The 19,033-nt window shown below is 36.7% G+C and carries 19 protein-coding genes and 1 pseudogene; all 20 read right to left on the bottom strand.

What is annotated here, in order from left to right; translation table 11 throughout:
• Positions 1–139 precede the first annotated feature (139 nt).
• Positions 140–556, bottom strand: a pseudogene (locus G3O09_RS22485) (flagellar hook-basal body complex protein); the annotation flags it as partial.
• 83 nt (positions 557–639) lie between these two features.
• Positions 640–1,041, bottom strand: coding sequence for a TIGR02530 family flagellar biosynthesis protein (locus tag G3O09_RS10885; RefSeq protein WP_163101511.1), 402 nt, complete (start codon positions 1,039–1,041; stop codon positions 640–642).
• Between the two features lie 14 nt (positions 1,042–1,055).
• Entirely contained in the window at positions 1,056–1,697 is a 642-nt protein-coding gene (gene flgD / locus G3O09_RS10880) for a flagellar hook assembly protein FlgD (protein ID WP_163101510.1), read from the bottom strand.
• Positions 1,698–1,704: 7 nt separating this feature from the next.
• Positions 1,705–3,039, bottom strand: a complete 1,335-nt coding sequence (locus tag G3O09_RS10875) for a flagellar hook-length control protein FliK (protein ID WP_163101509.1) — start codon at positions 3,037–3,039, stop codon at positions 1,705–1,707.
• A 36-nt stretch (positions 3,040–3,075) separates the two neighbouring features.
• Positions 3,076–3,702 (bottom strand): MotE family protein, encoded by a 627-nt coding sequence (locus G3O09_RS10870; protein WP_163101508.1) that lies wholly within the window; start codon positions 3,700–3,702, stop codon positions 3,076–3,078.
• A gap of 8 nt (positions 3,703–3,710) precedes the next feature.
• Positions 3,711–4,154 (bottom strand): flagellar export protein FliJ, encoded by a 444-nt coding sequence (fliJ, locus tag G3O09_RS10865; RefSeq protein WP_163101507.1) that lies wholly within the window; start codon positions 4,152–4,154, stop codon positions 3,711–3,713.
• Between the two features lies 1 nt (position 4,155).
• Positions 4,156–5,475: a flagellar protein export ATPase FliI gene (gene fliI / locus G3O09_RS10860; protein ID WP_163101506.1), complete on the bottom strand. Its 1,320-nt coding sequence runs from the start codon at positions 5,473–5,475 to the stop codon at positions 4,156–4,158.
• Positions 5,465–6,253 carry a flagellar assembly protein FliH gene (fliH, locus tag G3O09_RS10855; RefSeq protein ID WP_163101505.1) on the bottom strand — a complete coding sequence of 263 codons (789 nt, stop codon included), beginning with the start codon at positions 6,251–6,253 and terminating at the stop codon, positions 5,465–5,467. Before fliH ends, fliI begins: the two co-directional genes overlap by 11 nt.
• Positions 6,246–7,265 carry a flagellar motor switch protein FliG gene (gene fliG, locus G3O09_RS10850; RefSeq protein ID WP_163101504.1) on the bottom strand — a complete coding sequence of 340 codons (1,020 nt, stop codon included), beginning with the start codon at positions 7,263–7,265 and terminating at the stop codon, positions 6,246–6,248. The genes fliH and fliG overlap by 8 nt, the downstream gene beginning before the upstream one ends.
• A gap of 11 nt (positions 7,266–7,276) precedes the next feature.
• Positions 7,277–8,872: a flagellar basal-body MS-ring/collar protein FliF gene (fliF, locus tag G3O09_RS10845; protein WP_163101503.1), complete on the bottom strand. Its 1,596-nt coding sequence runs from the start codon at positions 8,870–8,872 to the stop codon at positions 7,277–7,279.
• A 73-nt stretch (positions 8,873–8,945) separates the two neighbouring features.
• The gene (fliE, locus tag G3O09_RS10840) at positions 8,946–9,257 is read right to left on the bottom strand and encodes a flagellar hook-basal body complex protein FliE (protein ID WP_163101502.1); all 312 of its coding nucleotides are present in this window, start codon (positions 9,255–9,257) and stop codon (positions 8,946–8,948) included.
• A gap of 14 nt (positions 9,258–9,271) precedes the next feature.
• A complete protein-coding gene (flgC, locus tag G3O09_RS10835; protein ID WP_163101501.1) occupies positions 9,272–9,730 on the bottom strand; it encodes a flagellar basal body rod protein FlgC in 459 nt (152 codons plus the stop codon).
• A gap of 2 nt (positions 9,731–9,732) precedes the next feature.
• Positions 9,733–10,122 (bottom strand): flagellar basal body rod protein FlgB, encoded by a 390-nt coding sequence (gene flgB, locus G3O09_RS10830; protein ID WP_163101500.1) that lies wholly within the window; start codon positions 10,120–10,122, stop codon positions 9,733–9,735.
• Positions 10,123–10,527: 405 nt separating this feature from the next.
• Positions 10,528–11,307, bottom strand: a complete 780-nt coding sequence (gene codY, locus G3O09_RS10825) for a GTP-sensing pleiotropic transcriptional regulator CodY (RefSeq protein ID WP_163101499.1) — start codon at positions 11,305–11,307, stop codon at positions 10,528–10,530.
• Positions 11,308–11,449: 142 nt separating this feature from the next.
• Complete coding sequence (gene hslU / locus G3O09_RS10820; protein WP_163101498.1) at positions 11,450–12,859, bottom strand: HslU--HslV peptidase ATPase subunit; 1,410 nt, start codon at positions 12,857–12,859, stop codon at positions 11,450–11,452.
• 16 nt (positions 12,860–12,875) lie between these two features.
• Positions 12,876–13,418, bottom strand: coding sequence for an ATP-dependent protease subunit HslV (gene hslV, locus G3O09_RS10815; RefSeq protein WP_163101497.1), 543 nt, complete (start codon positions 13,416–13,418; stop codon positions 12,876–12,878).
• A gap of 19 nt (positions 13,419–13,437) precedes the next feature.
• Complete coding sequence (gene xerC / locus G3O09_RS10810; protein ID WP_163101496.1) at positions 13,438–14,340, bottom strand: tyrosine recombinase XerC; 903 nt, start codon at positions 14,338–14,340, stop codon at positions 13,438–13,440.
• A 61-nt stretch (positions 14,341–14,401) separates the two neighbouring features.
• Complete coding sequence (trmFO, locus tag G3O09_RS10805) at positions 14,402–15,709, bottom strand: FADH(2)-oxidizing methylenetetrahydrofolate--tRNA-(uracil(54)-C(5))-methyltransferase TrmFO (RefSeq protein ID WP_163101495.1); 1,308 nt, start codon at positions 15,707–15,709, stop codon at positions 14,402–14,404.
• Positions 15,710–15,928: 219 nt separating this feature from the next.
• Positions 15,929–18,004, bottom strand: coding sequence for a type I DNA topoisomerase (gene topA, locus G3O09_RS10800; protein WP_163101494.1), 2,076 nt, complete (start codon positions 18,002–18,004; stop codon positions 15,929–15,931).
• A 68-nt stretch (positions 18,005–18,072) separates the two neighbouring features.
• The gene (dprA, locus tag G3O09_RS10795; RefSeq protein WP_163101493.1) at positions 18,073–18,969 is read right to left on the bottom strand and encodes a DNA-processing protein DprA; all 897 of its coding nucleotides are present in this window, start codon (positions 18,967–18,969) and stop codon (positions 18,073–18,075) included.
• Positions 18,970–19,033 lie beyond the last annotated feature (64 nt).

Below are 19,033 nucleotides of genomic sequence, written 5' to 3'. Positions count from 1 at the left end.
CTTTAATTTGCTGATTAAACACTGAGCCTTTATTTGCATTACTTGATAAATTTTCAGAAAATTCAATACCAGTAGTTTTAACAGGAGGTAAAACTGCATTAACATTAACAGCAACATCTCCATATTTATTGGTAATATTACCTTGTTCATCATACTTATATGCTTGAACTTTCATACCATCACCATTTACAAGGTTTCCATTATCATCTAAATAAAAGTTCCCAGCTCTAGTGAAAAATTCAGCATTTCCTTGCTTAACAACAAAATACCCATCTCCTGATATTCCAAGATCCAAAGGTCGCCCTGTAGTTTGCAAACTAGATTGAGTATGAACTGTGTCAATAGAAGCTACAGTCGACCCTAGTCCAACCTGCATCGGGTTTTTTCCACCACGGTTATCTTGAGCAGCACTTGCACCAGCAATGGTTTGGTTCATCGTGTCTTTGAATGTTACGCGACCTTTTTTATAACCAAATGTATTAACGTTTGCAATGTTATTTCCTATTACGTCAAGCTTTGTTTGGAAGTTTTTTAAACCACTGATACCTGAATACATGGATCTAAGCATTATAGTTTCCCCTTTCTTAATGGCCGCTTCTGTCATTCAGCAAGCCTAGGCTTCCTTTTCGGTCCAGCCTATTAATCTATTAATATGGTTCCGTTGATATTGGTAAATATTTGGGATGCTGCTTCATTTCTGTCCATAGCAGTGATAACGGTATTGTTCTTGGCATTGATGATTAAGGCTGCATTATGTAATAGAACTAGGGAGTCGTTTACACCTTTGTTTTTTGCTTCTAATAGTTTTTCTTCAATCTTTCTCTGCATTTCTACATCAATTGAAATATTTCTTTGATCCATTCTGATCGTTGCATGCTTGCTAAAAGTTAACGGCTTTTGTTGTACTTGTTTTTGAATTTCTTGGTTTAATTGGTTTGAAAATGATATCCCTATCTGTCCTGTTGGTTTTGGACTGTTACTCTTGTTCTTGTGTAACGGGATTATAGGTGAATGTACTGACCTAAAGGTAGTTTTGTTCATAACTTCACCTCTCTTTAAGCTGAAATACTTATCATTTGATCGGAAATGATTTTAGATTTTTCTTCATTATCCATCTCAAATACAGTTTGACCATCTTTCGTTTGAACGCTTTTAACCCTTGCTGAAACTTCAACACCTGATTCATTTTTCCAGGTTACCATTTTCCCAATTAGTTCACTTGCTGTTAATAGACTATTAGTAGTATTGGATTGATTGATTTGAGAAATGTTTCCTGGTTCAAGTGTAGTTCCATCTTTTAGGATGAAAATTACACTATCCTCTTTAAACTGGACAGAGGAAACAATCCCTTTTCCTTCAGATATAATAGGTGCTTTATTTGGGTCTTCATTTTCAGTCAGTTTATGCCATGTTACTTCTCTCCCCACAAACTGATTGTAAGAAATAAGCTGGCTTTGTTGTTGGACAGAAACAAATTTTTCTATAGATTTTCCCATATTTGTAATTTGCTCAAGGGAAGAAAAGGTTGCCATTTGTGCAACAAAATCTTTATCTTGCATAGGATTCATTGGATCTTGATTCTGAAGCTGTGTCATCAGGATTTTTAAGAAATCATCTTTCCCTAATACATCAGAGCCTGTTTTTCTTTTATCTTGCTGATAGCTTGTCAGTAAAAGACTTTCTTGTATTTTAGACATTTAGCAACTACCCTTCTACACTAAGTAAAGCTTCTTCAAAACTTGAAAGGAAATCTACTTCATTATCGTCTTGTTCTTGATTGGTATCTTCCTGGTGCCTTGGTTGGTGCTGATTTTGTCCATGTTCACGAGTCAAGGATTTTTCTTGTGTGAAAGGATTGAACGATTGAGATACTTCAACTCTTTCAACAGATAAATTCTGATTAGTAAATGCTTGTTTAAGGCCTGAAAGATGAGAATCAAGAAGTTCTTTTGCTTTTCCTGAAGAAGCCAAAATCTTCGCAACCATCATGCTATCTTTTTGAATCAACTCGATTCGTAAGCTTCCAAGATGTTCTGGATTCAACCTGATAAGTATTTTTTGTAGCCCCTTGCCATTTTGTAAAATGGATTTGGCGATGATGGATTCAAAAGACTTGATAAATTGCTCTTGATTCACCGATGTGTCACTTTTACCGACTGTCAGGACAAACTGTTCAACCTTTGACATGGAAAGTGTAAACCCTTGGCCTAGAGGTTGGTCACTAGTAGCCAGAGATAACGATTTTGGCAATCCCAGCATATCTGCTGTTTCTTGTTTTATATTTCTTTGGAATGCCGATAAAAGGGTTTCTTTACTATTCAGTTTTGGATGTTCTTTCAAGGTATTTATTTGACTAGTAAAAGTCTGTTTAGTCTCCTCTAAAGTGCTATCCAGTTGTTTAACGTATGAACTTGTATTTTGATAGGACAATTGCTTCTCTAATTTTGATGCTATTTCATTAAGAAATGACTTAACGGCATTGTTAGTGTTTATATCTGCGTTGGATAAATCCATGAAATTAGCAAGCATGGTTTGAAGCTTAGCCATTTTAATCAAAGGTAGGTTATCTTTTAATTGTGAATATCCTTCAGGACCATTAAGCATTTCTGTAATCCCTCTAAGGGCTTTTAGACTCACTTCAAAAAATGAACCTTCTCCAAGACTAGGAAGCTTTTCGGTATCTAGATTCAAACCAATAAAAAATGATCCTAATAACTCATTTAAAGAAGAAATTTCTTCATCCTTGAACAACTTATCCATAAATGGGTGTGAGTTCACTTCTGCACCATTTACCATCCAATCTTCAATAAAAGCTCCAGCGCCCTCAATTTCAGTTAAATGATTGATGGATAGAAATGATAGTAACTCCTCCATACCATTGCTAATAGTTTTATTATCATTGGTTGATTTAGTTTCGTCCGTGATTTTCGTCATATTCGAGAAAACAGACCCGAATGAAGAGGAGCGAGACTTACTTAGTAGTGATGTTTTATTAGTCTGTGAACATATATTTGATTGATTTACACTACTTGTCTGCATATTTTCACCTCCCTTCAATAATAGAATGTGGTGTTATTATTCCTCGTTTAAGGATGGATCGTTTTCAGAATGGACAGTGAGTTGCTGGGTTAGCCTAGCTGCATCTTCAGGTTCCATTTGTTCTAAAATTGATGAAAGAGTATCTGCTTTTAGTTTCGATAATATCTTTACAGCTTCCTCATCCGTTAAGGCTGTTAAAATAGGAGCAGCTTTTTTGGGTTTCATTGTTTCATAGGTGTTAATGATATCTTTTAACGTTTTTTTGTGATCTTCTTGAGCAGCCTGTAGTTCTATTATTTCTTCTTCAAGACGTTGGTTTTCAATTTCTAAAGTTTCAAGATCCGTTTCTCTGCTTTCAATAATCGATTCTAATTTGGTTACCAGTTCTTCTCGATCGATAATTTCTGCTTCAAGGTCGACAATCTTGCTTTGAAATTCTTTAATAGATGAGGAATTGTTATTTTCCTGGGAAGAAGATAAAAATGGGACGTGACTACTATATTTCTTCGTTAGCTCAAATACATTTACACCAGCAACCGTAAGGACAATCAATGCTAAAGCAACTGTAAACAACAATGGAATGATTACAATAAAAAGGAACCATTGAAATTTGTTATATGTCTTTTTCTCTTCCATCACATTTCCATCGATTTGTTTAGCCATTCAATCACCTAATTTTCTTTGCTGACAAATTGTTGAATCGAAATTTCGTCCATTTGTCGATTATCATTTTCTTTAACTATTTCTAGAAAATTACTAAAGTCTTTTTCTTTTATTTTTTCATACTTTTTGACTTCAACATTTTTTTCTATCAGTAACGATTGAAAAAGATTCAGTTTAGTTCGCGCTTCGATCACTTCTTTTTGACAATGATCGATGATTTTTTCTAAGTTACCAATAAAGGATTGATGATGCCTGATATGATCGACTGACAATCCATTTACTAATTTTTTTTCTTGGAATTCAAGCAAATCTTCTTTCTTCTTCAATAATCTAAATAATTTTTCTGCCACTTCTTCAAAATGTTTTAGTGCTTGACTGTATTTAGAATACGCGTCTTCTTTTTCTCTTTCTTTCAACGTCAATATTTTCGAAAACTTATATTGATAAACCATCCTACTCACCATTTCCTATTAAATTCATTAATTTGGCGATACTCTCTTCTTTGCTTACTTTTTCTGTAGTGCTTTGTTTTAGAAAAGAGAGAATTTCAGGATATTTTTTGATAGCATCATCAATTTCTTTTGAAGATCCTTTTTTGTAAGCACCTATATTTATCAAATCTTCATTTTCTAAATATTTCGCCATTGACTCTCGAAGTTTTTCCGCTCTTCCACGATGCTCAGGGTCTACAATATTGTTCATAATACGGCTAATACTCTTCAAAACATTAATTGCAGGATATTGCCCCTTATTTGCCAGTGAACGGTCTAGAACAAAATGTCCATCGAGGATCCCTCGGACGGTGTCTGCTATCGGTTCGTTCATATCATCACCATCCACTAATACGGTATAGAAAGCTGTAATTGAACCAAGCTTATTTGTCCCTGTCCGTTCTAATAATCTAGGGAGGACAGCAAACACGGAAGGTGTATACCCCTTTGTGGTAGGAGGCTCTCCGACTGCTAGACCAATTTCTCTTTGCGCCATTGCAACACGGGTTACAGAATCCATCATCAGCATTACATTTAAGCCTTTATCCCGAAAATATTCGGCAATGGCAGTGGCAGTATAAGCTCCTTTAATCCTCATTAAAGCAGGTTGATCGGAAGTGGCTACAACTACAATGGATCGTTTAAGTCCTTCAGGTCCTAAATCCTTTTCGATAAACTCCCTAACTTCTCTTCCGCGTTCTCCTATTAGTCCAATTACATTTAAATCGGCTTTTGTGTTTCTAGCGATCATACCTAATAATGTACTTTTACCTACACCACTTCCAGCAAATATCCCAACTCTCTGTCCATTCCCTACTGTAAGGAGACTATCAATCATCCGAACACCAACTTCGATACCCTCATCTATTGGAGGCCTCTCCATTGGGTTAGGTGGATCTTGTTCTGTGGACACAGTTGATAATCCTTTTGGAAGATTGCTACCATCTAATGGATTACCTAGGGAGTCTAATACTTGTCCAATCAAGTCGGTTCCAACTTTTATTTCTAATGATGCTGATGTGGCCTCTACCAAAGCCCCTGGGGAAATTTCATTCACTGCTGTATAAGGCATCAGAATCACATTTTCTTCCCTAAATCCGACGACCTCAGCTCTAATTTTCCTTTTATTCCCGTTTGATCCAGTATGGATGAAACATACCTCGCCAATAGAGCTAGTAGGGCCTTGCGATTCAATCATTAGCCCAACAACTCGCTTAACTCGACCATACCTCTTTAATGAATCGAGTTCGTCAATCCGTGATAATAATTGACTAGCCTTCACTTGATACATCACCTTCTAAAATTTCAAACAATTTTTTTCGAACTTCATCAAGCTGGCTATCCACACTTGCATCAATCCTGCCATTAGAAGATTCAATGATACAAGTAGACTCTGCTAACTCATCATCGGGATAAATATAAAAATCAGTTTCTTTCGGAAATAAGGACAACAATTCATCTTTTTGTGCCATTAAATATCCATAATGGATTGGATGGACATGTAATTGAATATCCTGGTATTCCCTTGCTTCTTTCATTGCTTTCCTAACAATTGAATAAAAATCCTCTTCTGATGCTTCTAACCGTTTATTAATAATTTTCTCTGCTACTTTCAGACCAAGGTGTAGGATTGTTTCTTCAGATGATTCTATATGGGATTGGTAGTCAGACTTGGCAGTATCCACTACTTCTTTTGCTAAATCTATTGAATGCCTCATTTGCAAGCATCCTTGCTTTCGTCCTTCTTCAGTGCCCAAAAGAAAACCTTCATTACGAGCGTTTTCAATCAAGTGTGGCTTTTCGACATTTTCCCAAGATTCTTTTGCATGATTTGCTTCAAAAAGAATTTGTTCCGCTTCTAGTTTGGCATCTTGTATGATCTTAAAAGCTTGTTGTTTTGCTTCTTCAATTAGTTCTTCAATTTCTTTTTCATTAAAGGTTGGAGCATTATTCTGTATTGGTTCTTCACTGAAATCATGAACATTAATTCGTCTTATATTAATTGGCTTTTTTTTTTCTTCAGATGGAGTAGCCCACATCGATTTGATGATTCTAGACAATAATATCATCTCCTCCACCGCGTGCTATGACGATTTCACCAGCTTCTTCCAATCGCCTAATTACTGCTACAATACGTGATTGAGCTTCTTCAATATCCCTTAGGCGAACAGGACCCATATATTCCATCTCTTCCGTAAAGGTTTCCACCATACGCTTAGACATATTTTTGAATACAATTTCTTTAACTTCCTCACTAGCCACTTTAAGTGCATATTTCAGATCATCATTATCAGAATCCCTGATAACCCTTTGAATCGCTCGGCCATCTAGAGTAACAATATCTTCAAAGACAAACATACGCTTTTTAATTTCTTCTGCTAGTTCAGGATCTTGTATTTCTAAAGCATCTAAAATTGTACGCTCTGTTGCTCGATCTACTCCATTTAACACGTCTACAACAGCTTCAATCCCGCCTGTTTGTGTATAATCCTGTGTAACTGTAGTTGAAAGTTTTCTTTCTAAAATCTGTTCAACTTCGTTAATTATTTCTGGAGATGTACTATCCATAATCGCAATTCTTCTTGCAATATCAGCTTGGACTTCCTGAGGAAGTTCAGATAATATTTGCCCTGCCTTAGATGGATCTAAATAAGAAAGAATGAGTGCTATTGTTTGTGGGTGCTCATTTTGGATAAAATTCAATATTTGGGCAGGATCTGCTTTTCTAGCAAAATCAAACGGTCTAACTTGTAAAGATGATGTTAGCCTATTTATGATGGCAGCAGCTTGATCTGTTCCTAGTGCCTTTTCCAAAACAGTCTTTGCATAACCGATTCCACCCTGGGTGATATAATCTTGTGCCAATGCAATGTTATGAAACTCTTCTAAAATTTCTTCCTTTTCAAGCGTGTCGACTTTCCTAACACTTGATATCTCCAATGTCAAACGCTCAATTTCTTCCTCTGATAAATGCTTGTAGACTGAAGCTGATACATCAGGTCCTAAGGAAATGAGTAAGATGGCAGCTTTTTGTTTGCCAGTCAATTCACCTTTTCTATCTTTCTTTTGCACCTTATTTCCCCCTAGTCTTCAGCTAACCAAGAACGCAATAACTTTGCAAATTCGTCTGGTTTCTCCTTCGCAAGTTTTTCAAGCTGTTTTCTTTTTAACGTGCCTTCTGTTTCTTGTTTTTCTTCATTTACATCTGGAATATCAAGAATTACACGCTCTTCAAATTCCAAATCCTCTTCTTCTTGTTTTCTTCGGGAACGGAGGAATAATACTAATAAAATAATTAATGCAAGTAAAAGCACTCCACCGATTGCGTATACCCACCATGGAATCTGTGTTGTTGTTTCTGAAGCGAAATCGACTTTACCATTAAATTCTTGAACGGAAACAGCGATTTTATTATTAATCTCTTCATCAGATAATTCTTCACCCATGGCATCTTTATCAATTGAAGTTCTTACAATGGTACCTAATACTCTTGTTATGTCATCAATACGCTCTTGAGGAAGCGAATCAGGATTGTTAGGAGTTGGCGGTTCTACCATTACTTGAATCCCTAAATCTCGGATTTTATATGGGCTTTCTACGATTTCCTTACGGATTCTATTCACTTCATTATTAATGGTTTCTTCTGTTTTCTCGTAATCCCCTGAACCACCATTTGATTCAAGGTAACTTGAGCCAAGGGAATCCCCTGGATCTTCTCCGGCAGGTACACCACCAGCGGCATCAGCATTGCCCGTAAATGTTTCAGTGATTCTTTGGGCGCTAATTGCAATACCTTCCATATTTTCTTCATCAACTGGAGTGACCAGATTTTCCTCTCTGTTTTCTTGAGAAAAATCTATATCCGTTGACACTGTCACTACTACTTTATCTCGGCCCATTAAAGTCCCAAGCATATTCTGTACTTGTCTTTGTATATCTCTCTCGATTTCCTGCTTTATTTGATACTGAGTTGCAAAATCTCCACCAGATTGGAATTTTTTTTCATTATTTAAATCGAAATACTCAAAATTTTGATTCATGATGACGATATTATCTGTAGGTAAGTTCGGAACACTCTTTGATACTAAATGATAGAGCGCTTTTATTTTTTCGTCTTCGAATTTCTGTCCTGGTTTCGTATGCAACACGATTGAAGCAGAAGCTTCTTCACTTGTTTCATTAACGAAGATCCCTTTTTCAGGTAAAGTAATCATTACCTTAGCGTCATTTACACCTTGAATTCCTTTCATTAAATCAGCAAGTTCAGTTTGCATAGCATCTAACTTTAGAATATTGAATTCATTTTCTGTCATCCCAATTCCCGCATTCTGACCAAAAAATGAATAGTCGATACTCCCAGATTCCGGAATACCCTCAGCAGCTAATTCAACCTTCAGAGTATCAACACTCTCTTCTGGAACTAAAATGGTTGTACCGCCATCAGCTATTTCAGATTGTATACCCCTGGAGTCCAAATTCTCCTTAATACTGCCAGTTTCAGAAGCTGACAGATTACTATATAAAGGTACTAAAGTCGTTTTAGAAGCCAGAACTGAAGTAACGATAATTAAAATGATAATAAATAAGATTCCGCTACCAAAAAGTAGTTTTTGGGTTTTGGTTCTTTCACTCCAAAAAGTCATTATCCTATTTTTGATAGTTTGTAGCTTTACATTCATCATGATCCCCCAGTTTTACTGTTTTCTCAGATTAAAAGATAATGGTTTATGTCTATTAGGTTTTCGATGAATGTTATACTTGCATTCTCATAATCTCTTGATATGCTTCGACAACTTTATTTCGAATTTCCATTGTTGTTTGAAGTGTGATGCTCGCTTTTTGAGATGTAATCATGACCGTATGTAAATCGACATTTTCCCCTCTAATCATCCGTTCTGTAACTTTATCAGACTGAATTTGAGCTTCATTAACTTTATTAATAGATTCTTTTAATACGGACGCAAATTTTTCTTGGGCTTCGTATGGTGTAGGTGTAGTAGTAGATGGTTTGCTCAATTTATTAACAAAAACGCCCGTTAAAGGCGTTAAACCAGTTCCTTGCATAAAAATACTCCTATCTATTTACCAATTTCTAAAGCTTTCATCATCATTCCTTTAGATGCGTTAAACACTGTGACGTTTGCCTCATACGAACGGGTCGCACTCATTAAGTCAACCATCTCTCTTAACGGATCCACGTTCGGCATTGCTACATATCCGTCAGAATTTGCATCCGGATGTTCCGGATCATATACCATTTTAAATGGGGTTTTGTCTTCAATTATTTTGCTAACCTTCATTCCTTGTCCAACTGACTGGTTATTTTTGGTGCCCATCGCAATATTCAAAAAGTTTGAAAAATGGCTATCCTTAGGTTCTAGAACTACCATCTTCCTCTTGTATGGTTGCCATTCTCCATTTACTAGTTTTCCTCTTGTGGTATCCACATTTGCCATATTGGATGAAATAACATCCATTCGCAATCGTTGAGCAGTTAGGGCGGATGCAGTAGTGTTCATGCTATGAAACATAGTCATAATTATTTGCCCCCTCTAATGACTGTCTTAAGTGACTCGAATTTGCCACTCAAACGATCAGCAACAGCATTATAGTAGATTTGGTTTGTAGCCAAATCACTCATTTCTTTATCAATATCCACGCTATTTCCGTTGTGATTATATGAAGCTCCTCTATTGATGTTGATTGCTGCAGAGGCATTGTGCGTTTTAAATTCAAAATGTCTTGGATTTGTCCTTTTAGCAGTGACTGAAGCTAATTGCTCGTCGAATATTTTCCCGAACTGTACATCCTTGGCTTTATAGTTAGGAGTATCAGCGTTTGAAATATTTTGCGAAATAACTTTTTGTTTTGTGGCTGAATAATCTAGAGCTCTTTCTAAACTAGAGATAGAGGATGAAAACAATGTCATATTTTGTCACCTGTTATTCCATAATATTCTTTATTTGTAGAATTAAGATATAACCCACTAACTATTAACTATTGTAATGAATAACGGTACCAATGTCTATGTATCTTGGAGGTTTTAACATGCGTATATTTTACTATTTTTAAAATAATTGTCGAAAAAAAGACATTTTTTTAGGAGTAAAGTCATATTTTCGGTTAATTTGATGTTACAAATATTATTATAATATTTCAAAAACCGACAATATTATCATACTGAATGTTACAAAAATTGTACGCATACTTTTGACCTATTTAACATAATTACATAAAAATACCAATTTTAATATAATATTCAGCTCGCAATTACATTCAAACAAAAAAAGACGTAAATGGGATAATGTATTACCCACTTACGTCTTTTTATTTATTAATGGTTTTTCAATTTTTCAAGTTCGAATAAAAATTTATCATTCAAGACTTTGATATACGTACCTTTCATCCCTAGTGAACGTGATTCGATTACTCCAGCGCTTTCAAGTTTACGTAAGGCATTTACAATTACCGAACGAGTAATTCCAACTCTATCAGCTATTTTTGACGCTACAAGGAGTCCTTCATTTCCTTTTAACTCTTCAAAAATATGCTCAATTGCTTCTAATTCACTATAAGAAAGTGAGCTAATAGCCATTTGGACGACAGCTTTACTTCTAGCTTCTTCTTCAATTTCTTCTGCTTTTTCACGCAGGATTTCCATTCCAACAACCGTTGCGCCATATTCAGCTAGGATCAAATCATCATCATGGAACATTTCTTCTAATCTTGCCAAAATTAATGTACCCAATCTTTCTCCTCCACCAATAATGGGTACAATTGTTGTAAAACCACTTTTAAATAGTTCTTTGTTTTCCACAGGGAATGCTGTGTACTCACTTTCAACATCCAAATTTGACGAGGTTTCTTGGATATTGAAAAGGTTTTTCGTATAGCCTTCAGGGAACTGACGGTCTTCTAACATTTTTTTCATACGCTCATTTTCGATTAATTGGTTAATAGCGAAACCAAGAAGTTTTCCTCTTCTGCTAACAACGAATACATTGGATTCGATTACATCACTTAAGCTTTGAGACATCTCCTTGAAATTCACGGGTTTTCCAGCCGCATTTTGTAGCATGGAATTAATTTTTCTAGTTTTAGCAAGCAAATTCATTGGTTACTTTTCCTCCTGTATATGGCCATTATTTCATCAATTACTTTAAATAGAGAGAATCTTTATAAGTCTATTTCAATCATTTGAGAGGTCATTCATTACTTGATTACCCTTTTACTTCACCATGAAACTTTTTCATGATTTATAGGATAAATTGACTTAAGTCTTTGTTTCTTGAAATGGTGCCAAGTTTCTCTTCAACGTATTGAGGGGTGATTGTGATTTTCTCCATTGTAATATCAGGTGCTTCAAAAGAGAGATCTTCCAATAGGCGCTCCATGATAGTATGTAGACGTCTTGCACCGATATTATCAGTATTTTGATTTACTTCAAATGCTACTTCGGCAATCTTACGAATAGCATCGTCAGAAAATTCTATTTGTATACCTTCTGTTTCTAATAATGCTGAATATTGTTTCAATAAAGCATTATCAGGTTCATGAAGAATCCTTACAAAATCTTCGACAGTTAATTTTTTCAATTCAACTCTAATTGGGAATCTACCTTGTAACTCAGGAATTAAGTCAGAAGGCTTCGCCATATGGAAAGCTCCTGCAGCAATGAATAAAATATAATCCGTCTTGATTGAACCATACTTCGTTACTACAGTTGATCCTTCAACAACAGGCAAAATGTCTCTCTGTACACCTTCACGAGATACATCCGCAGATGAACCACCAGACTGCTTACTAGCAATTTTATCGATTTCGTCAATAAATATAATACCAGACTGTTCTGCTCTAAAAACTGCCTCTTGTGTAACTTCATCCATATCAATCAGCTTAGCTGCTTCTTCATTGGTTAAAACTTTTCTTGCTTCAGAAACTTTAAGCTTTCGCTTCTTTTTCTTTTTCGGCATTAAGCTTCCAAGTGCATCTTGCATATTCATGCCCATCTGTTCCATTCCTGAACCCTGTAGCATGTCAAACATGGAAGCTTGTTGTTCTTCAACCTCGACTGTCACATATTCACTCTCTAGTTGACCAGAAATTAATTTCTTTTCAACAGCACTTCTTCGTTCAAAAAGGTTTGTGTCCTCAGACGCATGTGTTTCTTCTTCTTGACTAGAATTATTACCACCAAAGAACATCTCTAATGGATTCTTAAAATTTGTCGCCTTTTTCATTGAAGGAACTAATAGCTCCACTAGCCTTTTATTAGCATTTTGTTCTGCCTGTTCCTTAACAGAATTAATTTTCTCTTCTTTAACGATTCTAACCGATGTTTCAACTAAATCACGTACCATCGATTCAACATCACGACCCACATACCCAACTTCAGTGAATTTTGTTGCTTCCACTTTAACAAAGGGTGCCCCGACCAATTTAGCCATTCTTCTAGCAATTTCTGTTTTCCCAACACCTGTCGGACCGATCATTAGAATATTTTTAGGAACGACTTCATCACGAAGCTTTTCATTTAGCAAATTACGACGATAGCGATTTCGTAGCGCAATGGCCACTGCTCTTTTTGCATCCTTTTGGCCAACTATGTATTGATCTAATTTTTCAACTACCTGACGGGGAGTTAAATCATTACGTTTATCCTTCATAGTCTCACTCCTTGTTTTATAGTTCTTCAACTATAATATTGGAATTTGTATAAACGCAAATCTCTGCAGCAATTTCTAACGCTGCTTCAGCAATTTGACGGGCATTAAGATGCTCTCCAGAATATCGCTTAAGTGCTCTTCCTGCAGATAGGGCATAATGACCACCTGAACCGATAGCTAAAATACCGTCATCTGGTTCAATCACTTCACCGGTACCTGAGATCAGCAGCAAGTTATCTGCATCCATTACAATCAACATTGCTTCAAGCTGCCTTAATACTTTGTCACTTCTCCACTGCTTCGCCAATTCAACAGCAGATCGTTGTAAATTGCCATTAAACTCTTCCAATTTAGCTTCGAACATCTCAAACAACGTAAAAGCATCCGCTACAGATCCAGCAAAGCCTGCTAAGACTTTACCATTGAAGAGCCTTCTTACTTTACGAGCAGTGTGCTTCATTACAACGGCATTTCCGAATGTTACTTGACCGTCTCCAGACATGGCACATTGTCCATTATGGTGTACAGCAAATATTGTAGTCGCATGAAAGTTTCCCATTGATATCTCCTTTTTGCGATTACGCTCGTGGATGAGCAGAATTATATACTTTCTTTAGCTGCTCTTTCGTTACATGGGTGTATATCTGTGTAGATGAAATCTCTGAGTGACCCAGCAACTCTTGTACAGAACGCAAATCCGCACCATTATTTAATAAATGGGTAGCAAATGTATGGCGTAGAACATGGGGATGAATATTCCCTTGAACCGAAGCTGTCTCGATCATACTACTAAGAACATATCTAACTCCTCTTGCAGTCAATGGTGCTCCCCGAAAATTCACAAATAACTTCCCGTGATCTGAATCCAGTTTCCCTACTAGTTTATTCCTTGAAATATTAATATAGTCCAACAAAGCATGTTTTGCTTTATTACCAAAAGGAACGTAACGATCTTTTTTTCCTTTTCCATGAACCAATATAGTTTCCAAAGAAAAATCCAGATCGCCCAATTGAATTCCTACGCATTCTCCTACACGGATTCCAGTTGCATATAAAAGCTCGACTAACGCTAAATCCCTTTTCCCTAACTCTGTAGTGGAATCGATGGCCTTTAACATGACCTCTATTTCCTCTTCATATAAGAACTTGGGAAGTTTGTGGTCTTTTTTTGGAAGCGAAACTGACTTGAATGGATTTTCCGCCGTAAGCTTTTCCCTCATTAAGAATTTATAAAAACTCCTTAAACAAGAGGTTTTACGGGATATGGTCCTTTTAGATAATTGTTTATCGTAAAGATGTGTTAAGTACAATCGTGCATCGAAATAAGAAACAATATGTAATTCATTTATGCCTTGTTCAATCATGAACAAAAGGAATTCACTAATGTCATGTTGGTAATGTTCTATTGTATATTTTGAGTAGTTCTTTTCGAGTTGTAAATATTCCATAAAGGATTGTACTGATTTGTTCACATTTTCCATCCAATCACCTCACAAGAGCTACTAAATAGTAACATACTACAAGTAGCCCTTGCAAATGATTTTACAAATTTTTCACAAAGTTCTGAATTGTTTCTAACGCTCTATTCGCATGCATTTCATATCTTTCTTTCTTGCTTTTGATCTTCACAGGTAGTTCAGGGAACAATCCAAAATTTGCATTCATTGGTTGGAAGTTCTTTGCGCTAGTAGTCGTAATATATCTTGCCATGCTTCCCATAGACGTTTCTGCAGGGAAAACTAGTAGTTCTTGTCCCATGGAAAGTCGAGCGGCATTGATCCCAGCAATCAATCCAGATGCAGCAGATTCAACATACCCTTCTACTCCTGTCATTTGACCAGCAAAAAACAAATCTTTACGGTTCTTAAATTGATACGTAGGTTCAAGGACTTTAGGTGAATTTATGAACGTGTTTCTATGCATAACACCATATCGGATGATTTCTGCATTTTCCAGACCTGGAATTAACTGAATCACGTCTTTTTGTGGTCCCCACTTTAAGTGAGTTTGGAAACCAACGATATTGTAAAGAGTCCCTGCTGCATCATCTTGACGAAGCTGAACGACTGCAAATGGTCTTTTTCCTGTACGAGGATCTTCCAATCCAACGGGCTTTAATGGTCCAAATAACATGGTTTTCTTCCCACGAGCTCCCATGACTTCAATGGGCATACAACCTTCAAAGAAGATTTCCTTTTCAAATTCTTTTACTGGAACAGTTTCAGCAGCAATTAAGGCATCATAAAAGCGATCAAATTCTTCTTCAGTCATCGGACAGTTTAAATATGCCGCTTCACCCTTATCATAACGGGATTTTAAATATACCTTGTCCATGTTGATGCTTTCCTTTTCAATGATAGGTGCAGCAGCATCATAAAAATAAAGGTATTCCTCACCTGTCAACGCTTTTAGCTGCTCTGACAAAGCAGGACTTGTTAGTGGGCCAGTTGCAATAACTGTTGGACCTTCAGGTATCTCAGTGATTTCTTCATGAATAACCGTAACGTTTGGATGATTTTTCACCATTTCTGTCACTCGACCCGCGAACTCATGTCGATCTACTGCAAGGGCACCACCAGCTGGAACGGCACATGCATCCGCAGATGAAATAATGATGGAATCCAGCCGTCTCATTTCTTCTTTTAAAACACCTACTGCATTAGTTAGCGTATTCGCTCTTAAAGAGTTACTACAAACAAGTTCTGCAAATTTATCAGTGTGATGAGCAGGTGTTTGACGCACAGGTCTCATTTCATATAAATTGACCTTTACTCCTCTTTGAGCGATTTGCCACGCAGCTTCACTGCCAGCCAATCCTGCACCAATGACATTAACTGTAGCTTCTTTCATTGATCTATCCTCCAATTGAAGTTCTAACATTCATGATCATTTTTGATTGATTAATACTTCTTTTAATGAAGAAAAACTCAGCAATTGCCGAGCTTTCGTTTCTTTCGATACATTATTACCATTCACAAACACTCATTATACCGATTACCTTCTAGGTTTGTCCATAAAAACAATAGGCAGATTTTAATCTGCCTATTGTTTGGACCAAATATGCTCTTCTTATTGTTGTTGATCTTCTTTATAGTCACAGGTTACACACTGAACTTGGATACCTTTTTTAAGCTTCTTCTCTACAAGTAGCTCATTACACTTAGGACATTTTCTGGCGATTGGCTTATCCCATGAAATGAAGTCACAACCAGGATATTGGTCACATCCGTAGAAAATACGTTTTTTCTTGCTTTTACGCTCAATGATTTGTCCCTTTTCACATTTGGGACATGGGACGCCAATCTCTTTTAGGATTGGCTTTGTATTCCGGCAATCCGGGAAATTACTACAGGCCATGAATTTACCGTATCTACCCATTTTGAATACCATTGGACTTCCACACAATTCACAATCCTCACCAGCTGGCTCATCCTTGATTTCGACTTTTTCCATTTCAGCTTCGGCTTTCACTAAATGCTTTTCAAAGCCTTTGTAGAAGTCAGATATTACTTCGATCCATTGCTCACTGCCTTCTTCAATATGATCGAATTCCGCTTCCATTTTCGCTGTAAATTCCACATCGATAATTTCAGGGAAAAATTCCTTTACAAGTTCATAAACGATTTCTCCCAATTCAGTAGGGACAAATCGTTTATTATCCAAACCAACGTAACCACGCTTTTGAATAGTGTCTAGGGTAGGCGCATAAGTGGATGGACGACCAATTCCTAATTCCTCCAAGGTTTTTACAAGCCTAGCTTCAGTAAATCGTGGTGGTGGTTGCGTGAAATGCTGCTTCGGCTCAATATCCTTGGAGAATACTGTATCTCCCTCGGAAAGGTCTGGAAGCATATTTTCTTTTTCTTCCACGGTATCATCTGTACCTTCCACATACACCTTCATGAATCCAGCGAATTTGACTTTCGAGCCAGTCGCTCTGAAAATCACATCACCATTTTTTAAATCCACACTCATTGTATCAAGGATGGCTGGAGCCATTTGACTGGATACAAATCGTTCCCAAATCAATTTATATAATCTAAATTGATCTCTTGAAAGGAAATCCTTGACGGATGCAGGATCCTTCAATGTACTAGTTGGACGAATCGCTTCATGGGCGTCTTGTGTGTTTGCCTGCTTCTTTTCTTTTCTCATTTCGTTAGATAAAAATTCTTGTCCAAAATGAGTAGTAATGTATGATGCTGCCTCTTGCTGTGCAACCTCCGAAATCCTTGTGGAGTCCGTTCTCATATAAGTGATGAGACCAACTGTTCCTTCTTTTCCTAAATCAATTCCTTCGTATAGCTGTTGTGCGAGCATCATTGTTTTCTTAGCTCTAAAGTTCAACTTACGTGCAGCTTCTTGCTGTAAGGAAGAGGTAGTGAATGGGAGAGCTGGATTACGTTTACGTTCGCGTTTATTGACAGCGTTTACTTTAAATTCATTGCCATTGATCAAGCTTAAAACTGAATTTACATCAGACTCTGTCTTAAGCTCTAATTTCTCTCCTTCTTTGCTAAAGAACTGTCCTTCAAAAACATCATTTTTCTTTTGGAAATCTGATTTAATTGTCCAGTACTCTTCTGGAGTGAATGCTTTAATTTCTTGCTCTCGGTCAATGATCAAACGGAGTGCAACAGATTGAACGCGACCAGCACTTAACCCTTTTTTTACTTTTTTCCATAATAATGGACTGATGTTATACCCTACCAAACGGTCGAGGACTCTTCTCGCCTGTTGAGCATCTACTAGGTTCATATTTATGGATCTTGGTGATTTAAACGATTCCTTGATTGCATCTTTGGTAATTTCATTAAAAACGACCCTACAATCCGAATGGATGTCTATGTCTAGCGTATGGGCCAAGTGCCAAGCAATTGCCTCCCCTTCACGATCAGGGTCAGCTGCTAGATAAATTTTCTGAGCTTTTTTTGCAGCTGTTTTTAATTCCTTTAAAACCGGTCCTTTTCCACGAATCGTTATGTACTTCGGATCAAAGTTATTTTCTATATCAACACCCATCTGACTTTTAGGCAAATCTCTGACATGCCCCATGGATGCTCGAACTTTATATTTTTTTCCAAGGTATTTTTCAATGGTTTTTGCCTTGGCGGGTGATTCCACAATAACTAAGTACTCTGACATGAATGTCCTCCTTAAGAGGTTTTGTAAATCTTCACTATTATCTTTCACGTAAAAATCATTTGTCAACGTTATTTTATTTTATTTTCATAATTCTTTAATTCATTGTCAATATCTTCTACGTTCAAAACTAATTTTGCCCCATCCTGAATGAGTAAATTTGAACCTGTGGAAAGAGGGTTAATTATGTTACCTGGAACGGCAAATACCTCTCTCCCTTGTTCTAAGGCATGATAAGCAGTTATTAGGGTTCCACTGCGCTCCTTTGCCTCAATAACCAGAATCCCATCGGAAATGCCGCTTATAATGCGATTCCTGGCAGGGAACATCCACGGCATAGGTTTTTGAAAGGGTATAGCTTCAGAAATGACAAGATTATCTTTCATCATATCCAAAGCTAACGGAATATTTTCTTTCGGATATAAATGAAAAACCCCTCCACCTAATACTGCGATCGTCCTGCCTCCATTTTTCATGGTTTCCCTATGTGCAATGCCATCAATTCCTGAAGCAAGTCCACTTACGACCGTGTAATTTTTTTCAATAAGTTTGGGAATGAGGGATTCACTCACCACTTTACCATAAGGGGATGGTTTACGAGAACCAATAATGGCAAGGACTTTCTTATCCTCTAATAAGCTTATGTTTCCTTTTGCATAAATTACCCATGGAGGGTTATATATATTTTTTAACCTAGTGGGATAAAGTTCTGAAAATAATGTAATACATCGTATGTGATTTGAATGATAAACATTGAATAAGCTGTCTATTTTTATGGAATGGAAATCTTGTAGGAGAGAAGTTGTATGAAGGAGGGTGTCTTGAGGGAAAATGCACTTCCATTTCTGCTCAGTCCATTTGGGGAATTCAAGTAATTTCTCATCATACTGCAAAATTAATTGAATGATCTTCCATGTGGCTTTTTTACAGTGGTCCAAAGCTATTAATCTTTTATCTAAATCGTTCATTGACTAATTCCTTTCTTTAAAAAATAGATAAAATCGTCCCTCCATCAAGAGGGACGATATAGTT

It is taken from the genome of Peribacillus alkalitolerans, assembly GCF_010882125.1.
Taxonomy (GTDB): domain Bacteria; phylum Bacillota; class Bacilli; order Bacillales; family DSM-1321; genus Bacillus_BN; species Bacillus_BN alkalitolerans.
This window is presented reverse-complemented; position numbering and strand designations above follow the sequence as displayed.